The organism is Streptomyces sp. UF-297 (assembly GCF_058245575.1).
The window spans coordinates 41144-62054 of the sequence record NZ_JBSIBZ010000028.1 but is presented as its reverse complement, the minus strand read 5'-3'; the positions used below and the strand labels follow the sequence as shown (position 1 = coordinate 62054).

Genomic DNA, 20911 nt, shown 5'->3' with positions numbered 1-20911 from the left:
CGCGCGCTCCCCTCAGCGCTCGCGCAGGTGCGCCGCGAGGGCACGCACGATCTCGGCGCTCAGGATCGCCTGGCCGCGCGCGTTGAGGTGCAGGCCGTCCGTGCTGAAGATCTCCTCGGTGCCCGCCGGGTGCCGCGGCAGGTCCAGGTGGACGGCGCCCAGCCGGGCGGCGAGCCGGCGGGTGCGCTCGGACCAGGCGGCGATCCGCTCACTCATGGGTGTGCGGTAGCGCTCGGCGACGTACGGGGAGACCGTGATGTCGAAGAGGCCGGAGGTCACCACCGTGCAGCCGGCATCGCGCAGTGCGCGCACGATGTGGGTCACCTCGGCCTCGGTGGCGTCGATGTCGAAGGTGCGCTGCAGCAGGTCGTTGCCGCCGCAGAAGACGACGGCGAGGTCCGGGCCGAATTCCAGCGCGGGCGCCAGCTGCGACGCGCGCACCTCGGCGGCGCACAGGTTGCGCCGACCCAGGTTGAGGGAGACCAGGCCCGGCACGACCTGCGCCAGTTCGGCGCCGAACCGCTCGCCCCAGGTCAGATGGCGGTAGCCGGAGACCTCTTCGGTGACGCCCTCCGCTCCGCTGTCGCCGATGACCACCAGGCGTTTCCAGGGCGCGCCGGACAGCAGCCGGGCGCCGTCGCCGGGCGCGAGCAGATGGGGGTCGCTCGCCTCGGCCGCGTACGGATGGGGCTCTGTCATGCCGACAGCTCCTTGCTGGGGATCGGACGGGAGGGTGTGGCGGGTACGGGGCAGCGGGAGGGGGCCTGCCGCGTCGTGGTCCGAAGCGGATCGATGATGGCAGGCGGCGGGGCGGCCGTCTGGCGGGTTTGCGTCGCCGTCCTCCACGCCGGGCAGGCGCGGCCAGCCGTGCGCCGCGGCGTGCTCGCTCAGGTGCGGGTCCCTCCCCACGACCACGGGGTGGCCGACGGCCCGCAGCAGCGGCAGGTCCGAGGCGTGGTCCCCGTAGGCGTAGCACCGGGACCACGGGATCCGGTGGTCGCGCATCACGCCGCGGGCGGCGGTGGCCTTGTCGTGGCCGATCATGGCGGTGGCCAGTTCCCCGGTGTAGTAGCCGTCCACGCTCTCGGGCCTGGCCCGCAACACCCGTGCGGCGCCCAGCCATTGGGCGATGGGGTCCAGGCAGGGCGCGAAGGAGCCGGAGACCAGTACGGTCAGGTCTCCGGCGCGGTGGTGGCCGCGGAAGGCCCGCAGGGGCGCGGGCAGGAAGAGCCGCCCGCCGCGCTGCTCGTGCCGGAACCACTCGCGGCCCTGGGCGGCCAGCTCCGCGACGGGCTGGCCCGCGTACAGCCGGTAGTAGACGCGGACCAGCTCGGCGCGGGAGGCCCCGGCCGCGGCCAGCGAGCGGAAGTGGTCGAGAAGTTCGGTGTACGCGGACGGCGGGCGGCCGGTCGCCGCCAGGTGGTGGCGCAGGAAGCGGAACATGCTCTTGACGGAGATCAGTGTCTCGTCGACGTCGAAGAAGGCCGCCCGTACGTGCTGCCGCGGCGCCATGGGGCCGATCCTTTCGCCGTGCGTTGCGCAGGTGCCGTGCGGGACAGAAGAGTTGATGGTGCGCAGGCGCGGGCGCGGTGCGTCGGCCGTCACGGCAGCAGCGCCGCGCTGATCGCGGCGTCCAGTTGGCGGGCGGACAGGTCGGGGGCGTGCTCCAGGGTGTCGATGACGTCGGGGGGCACGCCGGTGGCCACGAGCTTGCCCCGGGCGATGGCGCGGTGGCCGCGGCGGGTCTCGGGGCCCGCGGAACCGGCCGCGTGGCCGCGTGCGGCGCTCAGCCTGCGGCCGTCGCGCAGCACGACGGTGATGCCCGCGCCGATCGCCTTGGTGGCGTTCTCGAAGGAGGCGCTCGGGCCGCCCGGCGGGAACAGTCCGCCCACGGCCCGGCCGCCCGCGAAGTCGGTGAGCCACTCCTGGGCGCGCCCCTCGGCCTGGCGCAGCGCCTCGCCCAGCGGGGCGGTGGCGCCCAGCAGCCGGCGGCTCAGCTCGCGGTCGTACTCCAGCCTGACCTTCGCGGCCAGCGCCCAGCGCGCGGGGTCGGCGGTGGCCGGCTCGGCCAGGTCCTCGGCCGTGACCGAGCCGGTGACCAGGGCGGTGGCGACGTTGTAGGCGACGGACAGGTTCAGCGCGAGGATCGCCGAGCGCTCGCGGTCCAGGTAGGGCGCCGCCTCCTTGTCCATGGCCATGGTCAGCCGCGATGCGCTGACCACGACCTCCTCGATGTCCTCGGCCATCCGGGCCGCGGTGCCGTGCGAGTCGCCGGATGCGGCAGATACGGCGGATTCGGCGGCGAGCCGGTGGTGGAGTTCGCCGGCGCAGTCGATGGCCGCGTCGACGTAGGCGCCCGCCGGGTGGACCTTGAAGGACAGCGTCTCGGTGTGCCAGCGGGTGCCCAGCCCCGCCGTGACCACCTCGGGCGAGGCGACCTCGGCGACCTTGGCCAGCAGTCCGCCGGGGTGTTCCAGGATGTCCTCGGCGCCCTGGAGCCCGGCGGCCGCCCCGGCGCAGGCGTCCAGTGCGGTACGTACCGGTACGGCGGCCGAGAGCACCTTGGCGTCGCTGCCGAGGAAGGCCCGGCGCAGCGACCACGGCGGCGCGGCCAGCGCCAGGCCCCAGGCGTGGACCCACTGCCGGGCGGGCGCCCCCGCGCCGTGCAGCTTGGCGGCCACGGCGCCCACGAGCTGGGCGTGCGAGGCGGTCTGGCCGCGGAAGGGGCCCAGGGTGGCGGCGGCGGTGACCCTGGCGGCGCACTCGTTGGCGGCGACCATCGCGGCCAGCAGCCGCTGCCCGGTGAGGTGTTGGTCGCGCCGGTAGGCGAGCGGTACCCCGACCGTGGAGTGCGAGACATGGCCGACGTACATGCTGTCCTCGAGGTACAGGCACGCGGAGAGCGCGGACAGGACGTAGGCGGCCCGGTCGGGGTCGGCGGTGGCCGGTGACCCGTAGGCGCGGATCAGTGTGCGGCCCAGGGGGTGGGCCGCGCCGGCCCGGATCACGGCGAGGTGCGAGATGAGCTGGCTGGTGGCGTACGCGGATATCCGCTCGGGCAGATCCTGGTAGCGCAGCCTGGCGGCCCAGTGCGCCAGGGCGCCGGTGAGTGAGGTCCCCACGTCCGCCGGGGCGTTCGCATTCGCCATGGGTGACAACCTCGCACAGGATTATGGTCCGCCGCGGCCGACGGCGTTCTGGGCAATTGCGGGAATCCTTCACCGAATTCCATTGTCCCGGATCACCCTGAAATCCCGCTGAGATCAACCGCCTCGCCCCGGCCCCCTACCCAGCAGCGTCCCCTCGGAACGCTGGGTGTTCATAACGGAGGGTCACATACCAGTAAACGGCCGAGTATTGACCCTCTGCCATGGCCAGAACTAGAGTCCGGCGGTGCACGGACACGGCACATTCACAGCCGGTCGAGCAGCGCCCACCCGGCGGCCACACCTTTACATTCCAGCGCCCGCACCGCAAAAGCCCGTACGGCGTCCTTTGTGACGCGAGGGCACAACGGAGCGAAGGGACAGCTTCCTATGCAGGTGAAACTTCTGGGTCCGCTCGAACTGCTGGAAGAGGGCCGCCCCTTGAGAATACCCGGCGAAAAGCTGCGGGCGATCACGGCGGTACTCGCACTGCACGCGAACCGCACGGTGCCGCGCACGGAATTGATCGACGAGCTGTGGGCGGAGAAGCTCCCGCTGGACGCGGAGAACTCCCTGCACGGGCACATGGCCCGGCTGCGGCGCATCATCGCCACCGGCACCGGGGAAACCGGAGGAGAGGCCCGGCGGGCACTGATCGGCACCTCGCACTCCGGGTACAGCATGGCGCTGCCCGAATCGCAGGTGGATGCGATCAGCTTTTGCCAACTGGTGGTCAGCGCGGAGAAATTGCGTACGGAACGCCCCGAGGAAGCCGTCGCGCTGCTCACCCGGGCGCTGGATTGCTGGCACGGGCCCGCGCTGATGGACGCGGGCAGCGGCATGATCTGCGAGCTGGCCAGGACCCGGCTCACCGAGACCCGCCTCACCGCGCAGGAGTGGCTCTTCGACGCGCAGCTCGCCCTGGGGCTGCACCGCGGCATCGTGCCCCGGCTGGAACAGCTCACGGTCCGCTACCCGCTGCGCGAGCGGTTCGTGGAGCAGCTGATGACGGCGCTGTGCGAGTCCGGCAGGCAGGCGGAGGCCCTGGACGTCTACCGCCGTACCTGGCACCGCCTCTCCCACGAGCTGGGCCTGGAACCGGGCGACGCGCTGCGCGCCAAGCTCCAGCAGATCCTGCGGCCCCGCGGCGCGCCGTCCGTCAGGCACGGGTGAGGACGAGCACCGCGTTCTGCCCGCCGAAGCCGAAGGAGTTGCTGACCGCGACCTCGGGGCGGCAGGGGCGCCCGGCCTTGGCCACGACGTCGATCTCGATGCGGGGGTCCTGGCTGTCCAGGTTGGCCGTCGGCGGGATGACGCCGTCCTGGAGGGTCAGCGCCGTGACGGCCGCCTCGATCGCCCCGGCGGCGCCCAGCGCGTGCCCCAGCACACCCTTGACCGAGGTGACGGCGGGCCGCTCCCCCAGCACCCGGCGGATCAGGCGCGCCTCCGCGAGGTCGTTGAGCGGCGTCGCGGTGCCGTGCGCGTTGACGTGGTCCACGTCGGCGGGCCCGATCCCGGCGTCCGCCAGGGCGGCCCGCAGCGCCAGTTCGCCGCCGGCGCCCTCGGGGTCGGGAGCGGTGGCGTTGTACGCGTCGGCCGCGGCCCCGTAGCCGCTGACCAGGGCGCGGATGCGGGCGCCGCGGGCGCGGGCGGCACCGGCCCGTTCCAGTACGAGTACGGCGGCGCCCTCGGCGGGCACGAAGCCGTCGCGGTCGGTGTCGAACGGGCGGGAGGCGGCGGCCGGTTCGCCGCGCCGGGCGGAGAGCGCTCCCATCTGTCCGAAGCCGCAGATGATGGAGGGCACCAGGCACGCCTCGTGCCCTCCGGTGATCACCACGTCGCAGGCGCCGCTGCGCAGCAGTTCGCGGGCGGCGCCCACGGCCGTGGTTCCCGAGGCGCAGGCGGTGCAGGTGACGAAGTTGGGCCCGCGGGCGCCGCACTCCATGGCCACGTACCCGGCGGCCATGTTGATCGCCAGCATCGGGATGAGGAGCGAGGAGACGCGCCGCGGCCCGTCCGTGAGCAGGGTGCGGTGCTGTTTCTCCCAGGTGGCGGCGCCGCCGATGCCGCTGCCCAGGACGACGCCGACGCGGGCGCCGTCCCAGGTGGCGGGGTCCAGCCCGGAGTCGGCCAGCGCCTCCTCGGCGGCGGCGAGGGCGAACTGGCTGCTGCGGTCCAGCCGCCAGGCCTTGCGCCGCTCGATGGGGCTCGCCGCGGCGAAGTCGCGTACCGCGCAGCCGAAGTCGGCCGGGATTCCTGCCAGTTCGGGGACCGGACCGGCCGCCGTCGCCGCCCCCGCGCGGATTCCTTCCCAGGCCGCGCGCGTGCCGGTGCCGGCCGCGGTCACCATGCCGATGCCGGTGACCGCGGCGTCGAAGGGCCGGTGGTCCCGGTTCATGCCAGGCTCACCAGCTTGGCCTCGATGACCTTGGCGGCCTGGGCGATGCTGTCCGCGGGCCGGATGTCCTCCTCACCTATGGGCACGCCGAACTCCTGCTGGGCGGTGAGCCCCAGCTCGACCAGGGCCAGGGAGTCCATCTCCAGCTCACTGAAGGTCCGTTCGGGGGCCAGCTCGGCGGCCTCCAGGCCGAATCCGCTGACCAGCAGGCCCACCAGGCGCTCGTAGATCTCGTTCATCGGGTGTTCTCCTGTTCGTGTTGGCGAGGTGTGGGGCACGCGTCCGCGGGCGGCCGGTGCCGGATTCGGTGGGCGGCGCCGGTGCCGGCGGGCGGACCCTGGGCGGTGCCCGGGTGGCTCATACGGGCACCAGCTCGGGCCAGTCGACCGCGCACGAGCCCCAGGCCAGGCCGCCGCCGAAGGCCGTCATCAGCACGCGGTGGCCGCCGCGCAGCGAGCCGTCGGCCATCGCGTCGGCCAGGGCGAGCGGGATGGAGGCGGCGGCGGTGTTGCCGACCCGGTCGACGTTGACGGCGCAGCGCTCCCTGGGCAGGCGCATGCGGTCGGCGACGGCGTACAGGATGCGCAGGTTGGCCTGGTGCGCCACCAGCACGTCCACGCTCCGCGCGGGCCAGCCGGCCCGGTGGGCCACCTGCAGCGCGGAGTCGGCCATCCGCTCCACGGCGTGCCGGAAGACGGCCTTGCCCGCCATGCGGAAGTACGGGTCGGCCGCCGCGGCGGTGGCGGCGCGGAACGGGTCGCGGGAGCCGCCCGAGGGCACCGCGATCAGCTCGCTGCCGGTGCCGTCGCTGCCCAGGTCCCAGGGGCCCAGCGCGCCGGGTTCCTCGCTCTCCCCCGCGCTCAGGACGACCGCTCCCGCCCCGTCGCCGAAGATCGCCCGGGTGGAGCGGTCGAGCGGGTCCAGGATGCTGGAGAAGGTGTCCGCGCCCACCACCAGGACCCGTTCGGCCAGGCCTGCCGCGATCAGCCCGGCGCCGGTGGCCAGCGCGTACAGGAAGCCGGTGCACACGGCCGAGACGTCGAAGGCGGCCGGGGTGCCCAGGCCGAGGCGGGCGGCGACCAGCGGCGCGGTGGCCGGGCAGCTGCGGTCCGGCGTGGTGGTCGCCACGATCACGCAGTCCGCGCCGTCGGCCTGCGCGGATTTCAGGGCCCGCCGCCCGGCCTCGACCGCGAGGTCGGAGGTGGCCGTGCCCGCGTCGGCGACATGGCGGCTGCCGATGCCCGTACGGCTGCGGATCCAGGTGTCGGTGGTGTCCAGTTCGGCCGCCAGATCGTGGTTGGTGACCACCCGGGGCGGCAGCCAGGTGCCGAGCCCGCGCAGCACCGCCGCCCGGCTCATGGCCTCACCCCGGCGGTGTCCTGGCGCCCCGCCGTGTCCTGCCGCCCCTCTGCGTTCTGCCGCTGCGCGGCGTCCCGGCGCTGCAGGACGCGCACTTGGTGGCCGACCTCGCCCAGGTGGTCGGAGACATCGAGGTAGGAGCGCAGGACGGGGACCTCTGCGTAGGGCAGTCCGTGCCCCAGGCAGTACTCCTTGATCAGCGGCTGGGCGCGGTGCAGGTTGCGGCGCGGCATGGAGGGGAAGAGGTGGTGCTCTATCTGGTAGTTGAGCCCTCCGTAGAAGAAGTGGGTGACCAGGCCGGGCGGCAGGTTGCGGGAGGTGACCACCTGGCGGGTGATCCAGTCCAGCTCCTCCTTCTCGCCGTCGCGCACCGGCAGGCCCTTGTGGTTGGGCGCGAACAGCAGGCCCATGTAGAAGCCGAACAGGGCCTGGTGCACGGCGAGGAAGGCGACGGCCTTGCCCGGGGGCAGCACCAGGAAGACGGCGGCCAGATAGGCGGCCAGGTGCAGGGAGAGGAGGCCCAGATCCAGGGCCTGGTTGCGCTTGAGGGCGCCCTTGCGGGCGGCGACATAGCCGGACAGGTGCAGCCGCAGCCCCTCCATCATGATCAGTACGTAGAACATCCACGCCTGGTGGCGCACGATGAACCGGCCCGCGGCGCCGGTGCGCTTGCTGCGGTCCTCGGCGGTGAAGATCACCTGGCGGCGCAGGATGTCGGGGTCCAGGGAGAGGTGGTTGGGGTAGTTGTGGTGCCGGGTGTGGTGCCCCACCCACCAGCCGAAGCTGACGCCGGTGAGCACGTTGCCGTGCACATAGCCGACCACGTCGCCGGCCTTGCGGGTGCGGAAGATCTGCCGGTGTCCCGCGTCGTGGCCCACCAGGTCGGTCTGGGCGAAGCAGAAGGCGAGCAGCGCCGCGACGGCCAGCTGCCACCAGCTGTCGCCGAGCAGCACGAACGCGGTCCAGGCGGCGGCGAGCAGCACCAGGTTCGCGGCGATCTTGTAGAGGTAGTAGCCGGGCTGCCGGTCCATCAGCCCGGCGCCGCGCACCAGTCGGGTGATCTCTTCGTAGTCGGGCGGCGGGGTCTGCCGCGCCGGGGTGTCCGTGATGTCGCGGACCACCGCGCGCGGGGTGCCCGTACCGTCGTCGGGGTGGGTCATGCCGTCGCCTCCTCCAGGCCCATGTGGGCCAGGCGGGCGCGCATCATCCGCTGCGCCCAGTCGTGGCCGGTGGCGATGCGCTCCTCGGCGGTGGTGTCCGCCAGCCGGCGCCCCGGCCAGGCCTCGTAGTCGCCCAGTACGTCGCCGTGCCGCTCGATGCCCTGCTGGAACAGCTCCTCACGGCGTCGCTGCATGGCGAGTGCGGGCAGCCGGTCCCACAACTCCTGTCCCTCACGCATCAGTTCTTGGATGCGCCGGCGGTCCTCGGGGTGCTTGAGCAGGTGCTCGCGCACGATGGAGCTGCCCACGGTCAGATGCCGGATCTCGTCGATCCCGGCGCCCCGCTCGATGTCGGCGGCGGCCGGGTCGAAGACGCGCCACTTGCGCTCGCTGAGTTCGGCGGCCGGGGCGAGGACGCCCTCGACCAGGACGGTCAGCACCACCACGCCGCCGATGAAGTCGCGCTCCTCGCGCAGTACGCGCAGCCCGAACTCCTCCAGGGGCACCAGGATCGCGTCCCGGTCAGCGGCCGCCAGGCGGTCGACGGTCCGCCACAACTCGCCAGCGGGTACGCCCAGTTGGAGGAGGTGGCTGCGGAAGACCATGGCGTGCCGCGCCTCGTCCAGGAGCTGGGTGGCGTAGAACTCCAGGGTCTCGTTGTCGGGTGCGAGCGCGACCATGTGGCCGATGGCGCGGGTGGCCTTCTCCTCCGCGATCGAGCGGAAGGCCAGCTCCTGGGTGAGCGCCGTGTTCAGCGGTCCGGGCTCGGCGGTGACGCGGTGCGGGCGGACGCTGTCGGCGTGGCCCAGGACCTGGCCGCGCAGGGTGCCCTGGGGCACCGCGCCCAGCCAGTACCGCAGCGAGCAGGACTGCGCGGTCAGGTCCAGGCCGACCGCCCCGTCCACCAGCGACGGTGCGCGGGCCCAGTCGGCCTCGGCCGGGAAGTCGGTGGACGCCATGGTCACTGCCTTTCCAGAGGTGGGGTGGCGGGCAGCGGATGCAGACCGCCGGCGAAGGTGAGCAACGGGGTGCCGCTGCCGCGTACGGCCCGGTCCACCCGGGCCAGGACGAGTTCGTGGTCCCCGACGGGGACGGTGCGCTGGATGTGGCAGGCGAGCCAGGCGACGGCGCCGTCCAGGACGGGCACGCCCTCCTCGGTACGCCCCGACCACGCCTCGGGGGCGAGCTGGCCGAGCCCGGCGGGCCGCCGCCGGCTGGCGAAGTGGCGGGCCAGGGGCTCCTGGCGGGAGCCCAGGGCGTTGACGACGAAGGTGCCCGCGCCGAGCAGGGTGCGCAGTGCGCGGCTGTCGCGGCGCAGGGCGATGGAGACCACCGGCGGCTGGACCGAGGCGAGCGCCAGGGTGCTGACGGTGACGCCCTGCACATCCGCCTCGGCGCCGCAGGTGAGTACGGCCACGCCGGTGGCCAGGGCTTCGGTGGCGATGTCCGGTGCCCGTAGGGCGGGGGCGGGGGGCCAGGCCGGGCGCAGCCGCTGTGCGGTGGCCCCGGTCATGGCGTACCGGTCCGCAGCGGGCGCGGCGCGCTCGTCTTCGCCGCCGCTGTGGCGGGCCCTTCGAGCTCGCCGGTCAGGCACCGGTAGGCGGGGTGTGTCTCCGGCTCGAAGCTCAGCGCGAAGGGCTTGAGGAAGGTGCCGAACAGCGCCCGGTCGCCCAGCAGGTGGATGGGCAGCGCCAGCAGCGCCCACTCGAAGCCCCATACGGTGATCCACACCAGGGCGAGCAGGCCCTGGGTGACCATGCTGTGCATGACGTTGTAGAGGACGTAGTAGGCCTTGGGGATGCGGGTGGGACCAATACCGCCCGCCCTGCGGTCCCGGGCGCGGTCGCGGTGGTAGCGGTAGGTGCCGGGCAGGTAGCCGATGAGGTCGATGTAGACGAAGAGCGCCACGGCCGCCGGCCAGCGGACCTCGTCCAGGTGGGCGAAGAACAGCACGAGGCAGACCACCAGGCCCAGGCCGTACTCCGCGCGCACCAGGCGGGCGGTGGCGGGCGTCATGAACAGGTTCTTGGTGTCCATCAGGCGCTGCCCGCCAGTGCGGCGGCGACCGCCGCGTCGCCGAGGACGCTCGCGCCCGGGAAGAGCCCGCTGACGATGCGGGCGACGGTCTCCTTGAAGACGCGTACCGCGACCGGGTCGAGGATGCCGGCCAGGCTCGGGATGCCGAAGTCGAACTCGGCGCCGAAGTCGACCCGGCAGCCCGTCTCCAGCCGGGTCACCCGCCAGGTGCCGCTGAAGGACTCGAAGTCGCCGTCCAGCTGGGCGAAGTGGATGCGCAGCCCGTCCCGGTCGAAGTGGTCCTCCTCGCTCCAGCGCAGGATGCCGTTGCGGAAGTACACCTCCCAGTCGCTGGTCTCCGCGTCGGTGCCGCTCTCGTGCACGGTCACCGCCCGTACCACGGGGACCAGTTCGGGATAGCCGCCGAAGTTGCGTATCCGGTCGAAGACGCCTGCCGGATCGCCGTCCGGCACGGCCAGGGCCACGTGAACGCTACGCATGAGCCGAACCCCCCTTGTCAGTTGTGTCGGTCAGGACGTACCGGGCCGCCTGGGCCCGGCAGGCGCCGTCGAACGCCTCGTAGAGGAAGGCCACGTCCGCGCGGGTGAGGATCGCGGGCGGGGTGAGCCGCAGCACCAGGTGCGAGTTGAGCGAGTGGTTGGCGACCACGCCGCGCGAGACCAGTTCGATCAGCAGGTCCCCCGCGATGCCCGGCTCGGTGAACTCCACGCCCAGCAGCAGGCCGCGCCCGCGTACTTCGCGTACCAGGTCGCCGAAGTGGGCGCGCAGGATGCCGCGCAGGATGGGCAGGAGTTCCTCGCCCAGCGCGCGGGCGCGCTCCACCAGGCCCTCCTCCTTGATGGCCCGGAGCGCGCCGCGGGCCGCGGCCATGGCCAGCGGGACGCCGGAGAAGGTGGAGGTGTGCAGATAGGGGTCGCGGTCGAAGACGGCGAAGGCCCGGGGCGTGGCGAGCACCGCCGATACGGGCACCACTCCCCCGCTCAGTCCCTTGCCCACCAGCAGGGCGTCGGGGGTGAGGCCTTCGCGGTCGGCGCCGAACCAGGTGCCGAGGCGGCCGAGCCCGGTCTGTACCTCGTCCAGCACGAAGAACGCGTCGTAGATGCGGCAGGCCTCCTGTACGGAGCGCAGATAGCCCTTGGGCGGCAGCACCACCCCGGCCTCGCCCTGGACGGGTTCGACCACCACGCAGGCCCGGCCCGGCACCTTGGCCAGCGCCCGCTCCAGCGCCCCGGCGTCCCCGAAGGGCACATGGGTGACCTGGGGCAGCAGGGGGCGGAAGGGGGCCTGGAAGACGTCGGTGCCGGTGAGGCTGAGTGCTCCCATGGTCTTGCCGTGGTAGCCCGCCTCCATCGCCACGAGGTGGTCCTTGCCGTGGGTGCGCGCCATCTTGACGGCGGTCTCCACCGCTTCGGCGCCCGAGCAGGCGAAGTGCACCCGCTCCAGGCCCGGCGGGGCCACCTCCACCAGCGCGTCCGCCGCGAGCGCCACCTGGGGTTCGAGCAGTACCCGGGTGGCGACGGGGCTGCGGTGCAGTTGTTCCTCGACGTGGCGTACGACGGTGGGGTGGCGGGCGCCGACCAGCAGGACGCCGTAGCCGCCGCAGTTCAGCAGGCGCCTGCCGTCCGCCGTGGTCACCCAGGCGCCCTGGGAGGCGACTTCCACCAGCCCGCCGAACATCTCGCCGAGCACGGCGCGGCCCTTGTTCAGCCGGGTGCGGTACAGCCGGTTCAAGGTCGCCCTGTCGTACGCCCAGGTGTCGGGTCCGGTGGCCGGTGCGGTGCTCATCGCTGTGGTCCTCTCCTGTGGTCCTCTGGCTGTCGTCCGCCGTTGTCAGGTCAGTCGCAGCGGACGGCCCGCGACGTGGTCCAGGAAGGGGCCGGTGAAGCTCGCGCGGGAGGGCGGGTGGAAGCCCAGGCCGTGCGAGGCGGCGGCGAGGTAGGCGACGTCGGGGGAGCCGATGAACGCCATGCCGCCGAGGGCCTCCACGGCCCGCCGTACGGCGTCGCCCAGCGCGTCCTGGGCGCCGTAGCGCGCCAGCAGGGCCTTGCCCAGCGCGGTGTTGCCGCTCTCCCCGTCCATGATCATGCGGGCGGCGCCCTCCAGCAGCAGCATCGCCGACTCCAGCCCGGCGACCAGCTGGGCGCGGTCGGAGTCGCTGCCGCGCCCGCGTTCCACCACGCGTTCCACCAGGGCGCTGGCGATGCCGACGTACGAGGCGGAGATGAGCAGTTCGAACCAGATGAAGCCGACCGTCTGGAGCTCGTCCAGCTCGCCGTCCTCGCCGAGTTCGGTGCGCATGACCTGCCGTTCGTCGACGAAGACGTCGGTGAGCCGGATCTCGTCGCTCTCCGCGCCGGCCAGCGCCCAGCTGGACCAGAACGGGTGCACGGTGATGCCCTCGCTCTGGCGCGGGACCAGCAGCACCGCCATGTCGCTCGCGCCGTCGGCGCGCGGCAGCGCCACGCTGGCGGTGAGCAGGTCCATCGAACGGGACAGGCTGCAGGGCTTCTTGGCGCCGTCGACCGCGTAGCCGCCGTCCACGGCGCGGGCGCGCATGGTGGGGGTCAGGATGCCCTGGCCCGGGCGGCCTTCGGCGAACCCGGAGGCGACCAGGAGGTTCTGCTCGCTGATGCCCTCCAGCAGGGCCCATTCCATGCCGCTGCTCTTGAGGCTCTCGGCCAGGGAGAAGAGGGTGGCCACCGAGAAGTGGTGCATGGTGGTGCCGACCGCGAGGGAGGGCGCGGTGGCCGCCAGCGCGCGGGTGATCTCCAGGGCCTGGAGCGGGTCGGCGCCCGCTCCCGCGTAGGCCTTGGGGATGACCAGGCCGGGTCCGCCGTGGGAGCGGAAGAGGCCGATGGCAGGGCTGTCGGGGCTCTCCAGTTCGGGCAGCGGGACGGCGCGCAGCTCGTCCAGCAGGCCCGGCAGGAACGCCTCACAGGTGGCGCGTGCTGCATCCAGTGAACGCATGAGAGTTCGCGGCTCCTCGGGGTGGAAAGCGAGTGGGGTCGCGGGGGGGCGCGCTGTTTCACGGCCGGTGTCCGCGCAGCGCCCGCCAGGCGCCGAACACCGCGTCCCTGGGCCGCGATCCGGGGCTGACACAGACGCCCTGCAGGTGGGTGGTGCGCAGGATCGGGTAGTTGGCCTCGCCGAAGACCCCACCGGTCAGGCCGGTGCCGCCGTGCGTGGGCAGATAGGGCAGGAAGCCGATGTGAGAGTCGTTGATCTTCAGCAGTCCGCCGGTGTGGACCCGCTCCACGAAGGCGTCGCCCACCTGGGCGCAGCGGGACCACACGGAGTTGCGCAGGCCGTACTCGTTGCTGTTGACGTAGTCGATGAACCGCTCCAACTGGACGTCGTCCGGGGCGGGTTCGGCGATCACCAGGGGCAGCAGCGGGAAGAAGGTCTCGTGCCGTACGGCCTCGATCTCCCGGGCGCCCTCGATGCCGCGTACGGCCACGACGGTGGGCTCCAGGAAGATGCCCGCCGCGTCCCGGCTCTCGTCGGCCTGCATCGCGTGGCCGCCGCAGATGAGTTCGGCGCCCTTGTCCAGGGCGTCCTTCAGGCAGGCGAAGAACTGCTCGTTGCGCAGCACCGGGGTGAGCAGTACGTCCTCCTCCCTGGGGCTGCCGGGGCGGATATGGCCGATGTTACGGACCAGGCGGCTGATCAGGCCCTCGGCGGCGTCCGGGTGCACCAGCACCTGGTTGGGGATCATGCACAGCTGCCCGGAGCCGTAGAAGCTCTCGGTCAGGGCCTCGGCGGCCAGGTCCAGGTCGGCGTCCTTCCAGACCACGACCACGTCGTTGCCGGAGAGTTCGAGGACCGGCTTCTTGCCGGCGGCCACGCAGCGCTGCTGGAAGCGCATCCCGTGCTCGCTGTTGCCGAAGTACATGATGTCGTCGACCTGGGGGCTGTCCACCCACACCGAGAGCATCGGGCCGGGGTCGCCGCACACCATGTTCAGGGTGCCGGGCGGGGCGCCGATCTCCTCCAGTACGGGCACCACCACCTCGTGCAGGACGTACATCACGCCGAGCGGCGCGCTGCGCGGGGCCCGTACGACCAGGGTGTTGCCGCCCATGACGGCGGTGATGCCGAGCAGGGCGCTGGAGAGCGGGGCGTTGTGCGGCGGGGTCAGGCACACCACGCCGTCGGGGCGGCGGCGCACCTGGATGCGGCGCTCGCCGTGGCGGAATTCCTGGAGCAGCTGGGAGCGGTAGAAGCCGACCGACTCCGGGCCGAAGCACTCCAGCATGCCGGAGACCTGCCAGCGGGCCAGTGCGAGGGGGTGCCCCTCGGCGACCAGGATGCGGGTGATCTCCTCGGCGCGTTCGGCGAGCCGGCGGCAGAGCAGTTCGCCGAGTTTGTCCAGCCGGATCTGGAGCGGGACGGCGCCCCAGAGCGGCGCGGCGCACGCGGCGGCCGTCACCGCGCGCTGCACGGTGGCCCGGTCTGCCTTGGCGACCCGGCCCACGATGCCCGGCGGCGGGGAGTCGGGCGCGGGCGGCGGGATGCGCCCCTGCTCCAGCTTCCGCTTGAGCGTCAGGCTCGCGAAGGCGTCGTCCAACAGGGCCTGGGCGTCCACGACATAGATCCAGGCGTCGTGGTCCAGCGTCTCTCCGCCCACGTAGGAGCGGTAGGAGCGCCATGGTGCCGGCGGCCGGGTGCCCGGCGCCTGCCGTTTCGGCTCCGGGCGGGATTCCTGCGTACTCCCCACGCTCACGCCATGTCCTCGTTTCTCCGTCTGCTCCCGGTCTTTCCCCGAGGATTTCCGCGGAAAAAATCCGGAACGTCACGGTGAACACTGGCAGTTCGGCCTGAGAAGCCACTGAGAGGCCACTGAAACGGGGCTTTCAGCCGCCGCAGTGCGGGCCTTGCTAGTTTTGCCGCTACCTGCACAGGGCGAGACTAAGGACGGTTCCCGTATGAAGCGGACCGCGGTGCGTCCGGAGCTGGTCCACTCCTCCGGTGCCCCCATCGGCGAAACGTATGCACGGGCGCGGTCGGCCCTGGAGAAATACGCGGACCATTCCAGCGCCTTCCTGGCCCTCAACTCGGGTAATGAATTCTTCTCGGCGCGTGGTGAGGAAGGTTTCATCGCCTATCGCCGGGCCGGCCGGTATCTGCTGCAGTTCGGCGGCGTCTTCGCCCCCGAGGACCGCAGGCGGGCACTGCTGGCGGATTTCCGGCAGTTCGCCCGTGTGGCGCGGTGCCGTATCGTCGGCGTGCAGCTCCAGTCGGCGGATGCCCGGCTTTTCCACGCCGAGGGGTTCACGGTGAACCAGGTGGGCGCCTCCTACTCCCTGGACATCTCCGACTTCTCGTTGCGCGGCACGAAGTTCGTCAAGCTGCGCAACAAGATCTCCCGTGCCGAGCGCAGCGGACTGCGGGTGCGGGAAGCACCGTTGGCGACGTACGCGCGGCAGTTGGCGCAGATCGACCGGGCCTGGCTGCGGGCCAAGGGCCGGCACGTCAAGGAAATCGAATTCCTGGTGGGCCAGCTGGGCGGCAGCGGCCAGCGCCACCGGCGGCTCTTCGTCGGCCTGCTGGACGGCGCCCCCGTCGCGTACATCTCCTACTCCCCCGCCTACGGTTCGCGCCCCGGCTGGCTGCACGACCTCAGCCGGCGGCTGCCCGAGGTGCCGCCGGGGGTGATGGAGGCCCTCAACTCCACCGCCCTGCAGACCTTCCGCCAGGAGGGCGCGGGCTGGCTGCACTTCGGCTTCACCCCGTTCACGGGCCTGGACGCGCGTCATGAGCTGCCCGGTCACAGCCCGTGGACGGCGCGGTTCATGCGCCTGATGGCCGAGCGGGGCGGCGCGGTCTACCCCGCGCGCAGCCAGCTCGCCTACAAGCAGAAGTGGGGAGCACACGAGGTGCTCCCCGACTATCTGGCCTTCGAGGGCAAACCCAGCGCCGGTGCCGTCTGGAAGATCCTCCGGGTCACCAGGTCGTTATGAGGCCGACCGGCGGCCCGGCGGCGGTCGCCTCGAAAGCGCCCGGTTCAAGCGGTGCGGACTCAGCTCCGTACGGGCGTGCCGCGCAGCAACTCGTGGAACACGGCCCGCAGCCGCCGACTCGGTTCGAGCCCGAGTTCGTGTGCCAGCCGGTACCGCATGCGCTGGTACGCGTCCAGCGCCTCCGCCTGCCGCCCGGACCGGTACAGCGCCGTCATCAGCTGCTCGCAGAACCGCTCGCGCAGCGGGTACTGCATACACAGCCGCTCTATCTCGGGAGCGGCCATGCGGTGCAGCCCGAGGGAGAGTTTGGCGTCGATCAGCCGTTCCCTGGCGATCAGCCGGGTTTCCTCCAGCCCCGCGTAGGCGGTCCGGCAGATCATCCCGTGCCCGGCGTCCAGGAGTGCCGGGCCCCGCCACAGCGACAGCGCGTCGGTGAGCAGTTCCATCACCTGCTGCGCGGAGACGTTCTCCAGGCGTTCCACGGATACGACACAGCGGTCGAATCGCAGCGCGTCCACGTCCCCGGCGTTGATGCGCATCACGTAGCCGGAATTGGTGGTCGCTATCAGATCGCGCATATGCGGCTTGCCGGATTCCTCCGCGAGAATGCGGCGCAGCCGTGCGACATGCCCTTGCAGGGAATTTGCGGCATTTCGCGGAGGCCGCTCTCCCCACAATTCGTCGATGAGGTCGCTGGACGGTACGGAAACTCCGGGAGAAAGCGCCAAGGTGGCGACGATGGCCCGAAGTTTTTCGCCCGGCAGATCGACCGAAACCCCGTCTTCTATTAACTCCAGAGCACCCAGGAGATTGACATGCATGTACTTGCCCCCGTTTCAGACGTGTTCGGCGCTGGCGGCACCGCACACGTGCGACATGAACACTACATGTCCATGTCAGAACCCTCCACCCTACAGGAGAACTCCCCGCGAAGAGTAGCGCCCTGAAGAAACACGGTCAACGAAAATCCCGCAGGCCAAGATCTGCGGAGTGAGCCAGGAAGTCCGCCCTACGCGCGTCACAAAGTCCGTACCCGGAGGCCGCAATTGATCAATATCGAGCACGACACATCCGAGAATTTGTCAGAGCCGGTACCGGACCATGAATTCCGACCGTTGAATCAGAAAGAAGTTCGACACTCGGGAAACACCCGGCACGACGGCCCGAAAAGCCCCGGCACCTCGATGGCACCTGCACGCGCCGAGGAGCCCGCGGCGGATCTCACCGTGGGCTCCCTCGACACCCTCTCCAGCCTCGTCAACGGCATCTTCCGCACCGTGGCCCAGGGCCGGCACCCCTGACGGGGCCCGCCTCCGGGCCACTCCCCGCCCTCCCCGCACGCGCGTCACGAGCCACCACAAGATGCACGAATATGGAGTAATCGACATCCTTGGGTAAAGGTCCGGGCGGACGGCGAGGAGAGGCGGAGCGCCATGACATGGGCTTCATGGACGACCCCCGGTGTCATCAGCGGCCCCGGCGGGGTGATCACCGAGGAGGCCGGTGTCATCAGCGGCGATCTGACCGTGCACACGACATGGTCCGCCTCCGACGGCCTGGCACTGGTGACGGTGCAGTACACCGGGGCGCTGGACTGGTTCACCCTGTCCGGCAGCCCCGTCCCCGCGCGCTCCGAGGACCACAGCCGGGCCGTCCACCAGGCCACCGTCGACGCCGTCCGCGAGGGCGGGGGCGCCACCGTCCCCGTCCTCGCGTCCGACTGACCTCCTGCGCCCTCACCGCAGGTCCCCCTCGACGAGGCGGCCGGTGTTCTGGGCGGGGAGGGTGGGCCCGTCGTCCAGGTGGAACTGGCGGCGCTGGAGCTCGTACATGTGGCGGAAGCGGCCGGGGGCACCGGGGCGCGGGTGCATCAGTTCCTGGAAGGTGCCGTACTCGATGACGCGGCCGCCCTCCAGGTGGTAGATGAGGTCGGCGTGGCGTACGGAGTGCAGCCGGTGGGTGATCAGGACGGTGGTCTGGCCGGAAGCCGCCAGATTGCGGATCTTGGTGAAGACCTCCTGTTCGGCCTCCGCGTCCAGCGCGGCGGTGGGTTCGTCCACCACGAAGATCTCCCCGGCCCGGTAGCGGGCGCGGGCAATGGCCAGCTTCTGCCACTGCCCGCCGGAGAGACTGTGCCCGTCCTGGTAGCCGCGGGCCAGCAGGGTGTCCAGGCCGCGCGGCAGATCCTCGATCACGTCGTGTGCGTCGGCGTACGCCACGGCGGCGCGCAGCCGTTCGTCGGTGATGGGGGTGCCGGGGCGGCCGATGGCGATGTTGGCGCGGGCGGTGAACGGCCAGCGGTAGAAGTCCTGGCTGACGGAGGAGACGCGCGAGAACAGCTGCTGCCGGTCGGCCTCGTCGGTGGCGACCCCGCCCACCAGGACGCGCCCCTCGTCGGGGACGTAGAGCCCGGCCAGGAGTTTGACGGCGGTGGTCTTGCCCGAGCCGTTGCTGCCCACCAGCGCGACGATCTTCCCGGCCGGGATGACCAGGTCCACCTTGTCCAGCGCGGGTGAGGTGCTGCCGGAGTAGGCGAAGGAGACGCCCTCGAAACGGATCTCCTCGATGCGCTCCGGCAGTTCGCGCCCGCCCGCGGGAATCGCGCGCTGGTCGGCCTCCGTACGGATGTGGTCCAGATCGCCGACGAACAGGGCCTCCTCGTGCAGGTAGTTGATCTGCCGTACGAGGGAGTCGAGGGCCGCGCCGCCGGTCCGGATCGCGATGACCGCCGTCCCGCCCACCGACAGGGCCATGGCGCCGCTCCACAGGAACCAGCCCAGCGCCCCGAACGTCATCAGGTGGGCGACGCCGCCCCACGCGGCGGCGATCAGGCCGGTGCGCGCGGCGAGGCGGGCGAGGCGGGACTGCTCGTGCTCGGAGTCCTCGGCCATCAGGCGGAAGTGCCGCAGCAGGAAGTCCCCGATGCCGTGCACCCGGATCTCGGCGGCGGCCTGCGCCGAGGTCAGCAGATCACTGATCAGCCGTCCGGCGCGGGCGTGCTGCATCCACGCCAGATAGGACTGGTAGCGGCGCCGGGCGACGGTCAGCGCCGCCCATGCGCTGGGCAGCGTCATGGCCACGATCAGCGGCAGCAGGACGGGGTGCAGCACGGTCAGCACCCCGGCCGAGGCGATGAACGACAGCAGTGCGTTGATCACCGAAGTGCTGTAGCGGATCATCCGGCGGGCCGAGGCCGCACCGAACCGCGCGCTCTCCAGCCGCTTGTGGAACTCCGCGTCCTCGACCGCGGACATCTCCACCTTCTGCGCCGCCGCCAGGTACAGCTCGGTGGCGACCCGTTCGACCTTCGGCTCCAGCCGCCCGGTGCCCATCGTCGACATCGCCTTGAACAGCGCGCCCAGCACCCCGACCGCACCGACCACCAGCAGCCCGGGAAAGGCGCTCACCAGCCGCTCCGCGGTCGCGCCCGAGGCGAGCAGCGCGGCCAGTACGGCGTTGACCGCGACCATCCCCACCGCCTGCACCGCCCCCAGCCCCAACTCCGCTGCCACCACGGCCCGCAGCGCGCGGGCGTCGGCACGGTGGGCGAGCCGGGCGGTGAGCGCGAGCAGATGCGGCAGCCGCGCCACCATGGCCAGCAGCCCCAGTTCCAGGAAGGCGTTCTCGTGGCGCATCCAGGCGAAGTCGTGCCGCAACCGGCCGCCGAACAGCAGGTGTTCGGACTCCGAGGGCGGCGCGCAGTCGTCGGCACCGGGGGGCCGGCCGGTGCCGGGGGGCTGATCGTCGGCGCCATTAGCCTTCTTGCCACCGTCGGCCCTCTTGCCACCGTCGGCCCTCTTGCCACCGTCGGCCCTCTTGCCCGCACCCCCGGCCTTGTCGCCCCCGCCACTGGCCCTGTCGCTCACCGGTGTCCTCCGTTCATCAGCGCATCGATGGTGGCGCGGGCCCTGACCAGGCCCTGTGTGTCCGCGGTACGGCTCCCCCGCGCCAGAGCGCTCACCGCGTCCGCCGCCGCCAGCGCGGGCAGCGCGCGCCGCTCATCGGCGGTCAACTCCCGTCCGTAGCCGGACAGAAACGCGACCCTGAGCCGGGGCCGGGCCGCCCAGGGCCCACGGCTGAGCCGCACCAGATCGCCGACCGCACAGGCGACCCGCGCGCGCCCGTAGTCGACGATCGCCAGACGGCAACCCTCTTTGTCCCAGAGGAAGTTGCTCTCCCGTACGTCACCGTGGACGAACGCCACGGGCAGCGCGGGGCAGTGCGCCAGCAGCGCGGCCTGCCGCCCGGCCATCAGCCGCTCCTCGCCACTGAGAAGCCCACGGACCCGCACCAACTGCTCCTCCATGGCAAAGGCTCTTGCCCGCAGATCCGCCTCGGCCGCCGCCTCTTGCGCCGCACCAGCGGCCCCGAACGACCCTGCCGTGTCGTGCAGTTGCCGCAGCAGACGGCCTGCCTGCAGATGCATCCCCACCCGGTCCGCCGCACTCGGCGGCAGCGCGTCGGCACACCTGCCGGGCACAGCGGTCACCAACAGCGCCAGGTGCTCGGGGTTACTGGCCCTGAGCTGCGGCGCACGCGCGTACCCGAGCGCGGGCACGGCGTACCGGTAGGCATGCGTCTCACGGGTATAAAAGGCGGCCGTCGCCGCAACCTTGAGGAAGAAGCGAACCCGATCCCCACGCATCACCTCCCACAAACGGGAGCCCGCACTCTCCCGCGAGATCTCCCGCACCCTGCCGACCTCACCGATCTCCCGCCGCACCCACCCCCGCAGCCCGTCCGGCAACACGTCGGGCCCACGCTCTGCGACGCGTACGCTCACCACGCCCACCCCCCACCGGCGCACGTACGCCCGACGATGGCGCACACGCCACCGGGCGGGTGCTTCAC

The 20911-nt window shown here is 72.1% G+C and carries 20 protein-coding genes; 4 read left to right on the top strand and 16 right to left on the bottom strand.

Annotated elements, in window-relative coordinates; all coding sequences use genetic code 11:
- Positions 1-12: 12 nt before the first annotated feature.
- Together AC4IJH_RS18360 and AC4IJH_RS18355 are read right to left on the bottom strand one after the other, a co-directional pair.
- On the bottom strand, positions 13-1512 hold the full coding sequence (locus tag AC4IJH_RS18360) for an HAD-IB family hydrolase (RefSeq protein ID WP_490852821.1): 1500 nt from the start codon (positions 1510-1512) through the stop codon (positions 13-15).
- 89 nt (positions 1513-1601) lie between these two features.
- Complete coding sequence (locus AC4IJH_RS18355; RefSeq protein ID WP_490852820.1) at positions 1602-3149, bottom strand: MmgE/PrpD family protein; 1548 nt, start codon at positions 3147-3149, stop codon at positions 1602-1604.
- Positions 3150-3536: 387 nt separating this feature from the next.
- Between AC4IJH_RS18355 and AC4IJH_RS18350 the strand changes: the two genes are divergently transcribed.
- Positions 3537-4319 (top strand): AfsR/SARP family transcriptional regulator, encoded by a 783-nt coding sequence (locus AC4IJH_RS18350; RefSeq protein ID WP_490852819.1) that lies wholly within the window; start codon positions 3537-3539, stop codon positions 4317-4319.
- Here AC4IJH_RS18350 and AC4IJH_RS18345 read toward each other — a convergent pair.
- The 11 genes from AC4IJH_RS18345 to AC4IJH_RS18295 form a co-directional block, all read right to left on the bottom strand.
- On the bottom strand, positions 4306-5544 hold the full coding sequence (locus tag AC4IJH_RS18345) for a beta-ketoacyl-[acyl-carrier-protein] synthase family protein (RefSeq protein WP_490852818.1): 1239 nt from the start codon (positions 5542-5544) through the stop codon (positions 4306-4308). The two genes, AC4IJH_RS18350 and AC4IJH_RS18345, sit on opposite strands and share 14 nt — an antisense overlap.
- Positions 5541-5783: an acyl carrier protein gene (locus tag AC4IJH_RS18340; protein ID WP_490852817.1), complete on the bottom strand. Its 243-nt coding sequence runs from the start codon at positions 5781-5783 to the stop codon at positions 5541-5543. The genes AC4IJH_RS18345 and AC4IJH_RS18340 overlap by 4 nt, the downstream gene beginning before the upstream one ends.
- A 118-nt stretch (positions 5784-5901) precedes the next feature.
- Positions 5902-6903, bottom strand: a complete 1002-nt coding sequence (locus tag AC4IJH_RS18335) for a beta-ketoacyl-ACP synthase III (protein ID WP_490852816.1) — start codon at positions 6901-6903, stop codon at positions 5902-5904.
- Positions 6900-8063, bottom strand: a complete 1164-nt coding sequence (locus AC4IJH_RS18330) for a fatty acid desaturase family protein (RefSeq protein ID WP_490852815.1) — start codon at positions 8061-8063, stop codon at positions 6900-6902. Before AC4IJH_RS18330 ends, AC4IJH_RS18335 begins: the two co-directional genes overlap by 4 nt.
- Positions 8060-9022 (bottom strand): VlmB-like protein, encoded by a 963-nt coding sequence (locus AC4IJH_RS18325; RefSeq protein ID WP_490852814.1) that lies wholly within the window; start codon positions 9020-9022, stop codon positions 8060-8062. The genes AC4IJH_RS18330 and AC4IJH_RS18325 overlap by 4 nt, the downstream gene beginning before the upstream one ends.
- A gap of 2 nt (positions 9023-9024) precedes the next feature.
- The gene (locus tag AC4IJH_RS18320; RefSeq protein ID WP_490852813.1) at positions 9025-9576 is read right to left on the bottom strand and encodes a flavin reductase family protein; all 552 of its coding nucleotides are present in this window, start codon (positions 9574-9576) and stop codon (positions 9025-9027) included.
- Entirely contained in the window at positions 9573-10100 is a 528-nt protein-coding gene (locus AC4IJH_RS18315) for a hypothetical protein (protein WP_490852812.1), read from the bottom strand. The genes AC4IJH_RS18320 and AC4IJH_RS18315 overlap by 4 nt, the downstream gene beginning before the upstream one ends.
- Complete coding sequence (locus AC4IJH_RS18310) at positions 10100-10579, bottom strand: type II toxin-antitoxin system RatA family toxin (RefSeq protein ID WP_490852811.1); 480 nt, start codon at positions 10577-10579, stop codon at positions 10100-10102. Before AC4IJH_RS18310 ends, AC4IJH_RS18315 begins: the two co-directional genes overlap by 1 nt.
- The gene (locus AC4IJH_RS18305) at positions 10572-11885 is read right to left on the bottom strand and encodes an aspartate aminotransferase family protein (RefSeq protein WP_490852810.1); all 1314 of its coding nucleotides are present in this window, start codon (positions 11883-11885) and stop codon (positions 10572-10574) included. The genes AC4IJH_RS18310 and AC4IJH_RS18305 overlap by 8 nt, the downstream gene beginning before the upstream one ends.
- Positions 11886-11930: 45 nt before the next feature.
- On the bottom strand, positions 11931-13067 hold the full coding sequence (locus AC4IJH_RS18300; RefSeq protein ID WP_490852809.1) for an acyl-CoA dehydrogenase: 1137 nt from the start codon (positions 13065-13067) through the stop codon (positions 11931-11933).
- Between the two features lie 58 nt (positions 13068-13125).
- Positions 13126-14823 (bottom strand): aldehyde dehydrogenase family protein, encoded by a 1698-nt coding sequence (locus tag AC4IJH_RS18295; RefSeq protein WP_490852808.1) that lies wholly within the window; start codon positions 14821-14823, stop codon positions 13126-13128.
- 202 nt (positions 14824-15025) lie between these two features.
- Between AC4IJH_RS18295 and AC4IJH_RS18290 the strand changes: the two genes are divergently transcribed.
- Complete coding sequence (locus tag AC4IJH_RS18290; RefSeq protein WP_490852807.1) at positions 15026-16060, top strand: bifunctional lysylphosphatidylglycerol flippase/synthetase MprF; 1035 nt, start codon at positions 15026-15028, stop codon at positions 16058-16060.
- A 59-nt stretch (positions 16061-16119) separates the two neighbouring features.
- On the opposite strand, the gene AC4IJH_RS18285 is transcribed toward AC4IJH_RS18290, so the two are convergent.
- Positions 16120-16881 (bottom strand): AfsR/SARP family transcriptional regulator, encoded by a 762-nt coding sequence (locus tag AC4IJH_RS18285; RefSeq protein WP_490852806.1) that lies wholly within the window; start codon positions 16879-16881, stop codon positions 16120-16122.
- 225 nt (positions 16882-17106) lie between these two features.
- On the opposite strand from AC4IJH_RS18285, the gene AC4IJH_RS18280 reads away from it, so the two are divergent.
- The gene (locus tag AC4IJH_RS18280; protein ID WP_490852805.1) at positions 17107-17361 is read left to right on the top strand and encodes a hypothetical protein; all 255 of its coding nucleotides are present in this window, start codon (positions 17107-17109) and stop codon (positions 17359-17361) included.
- 132 nt (positions 17362-17493) lie between these two features.
- On the top strand, positions 17494-17784 hold the full coding sequence (locus AC4IJH_RS18275) for a hypothetical protein (RefSeq protein WP_490852804.1): 291 nt from the start codon (positions 17494-17496) through the stop codon (positions 17782-17784).
- Between the two features lie 12 nt (positions 17785-17796).
- Here AC4IJH_RS18275 and AC4IJH_RS18270 read toward each other — a convergent pair whose 3' ends face one another.
- Positions 17797-19926 (bottom strand): ABC transporter ATP-binding protein, encoded by a 2130-nt coding sequence (locus tag AC4IJH_RS18270; protein ID WP_490852803.1) that lies wholly within the window; start codon positions 19924-19926, stop codon positions 17797-17799.
- Entirely contained in the window at positions 19923-20753 is an 831-nt protein-coding gene (locus AC4IJH_RS18265) for a phosphotransferase family protein (protein WP_490852844.1), read from the bottom strand. The genes AC4IJH_RS18270 and AC4IJH_RS18265 overlap by 4 nt, the downstream gene beginning before the upstream one ends.
- Positions 20754-20911 lie beyond the last annotated feature (158 nt).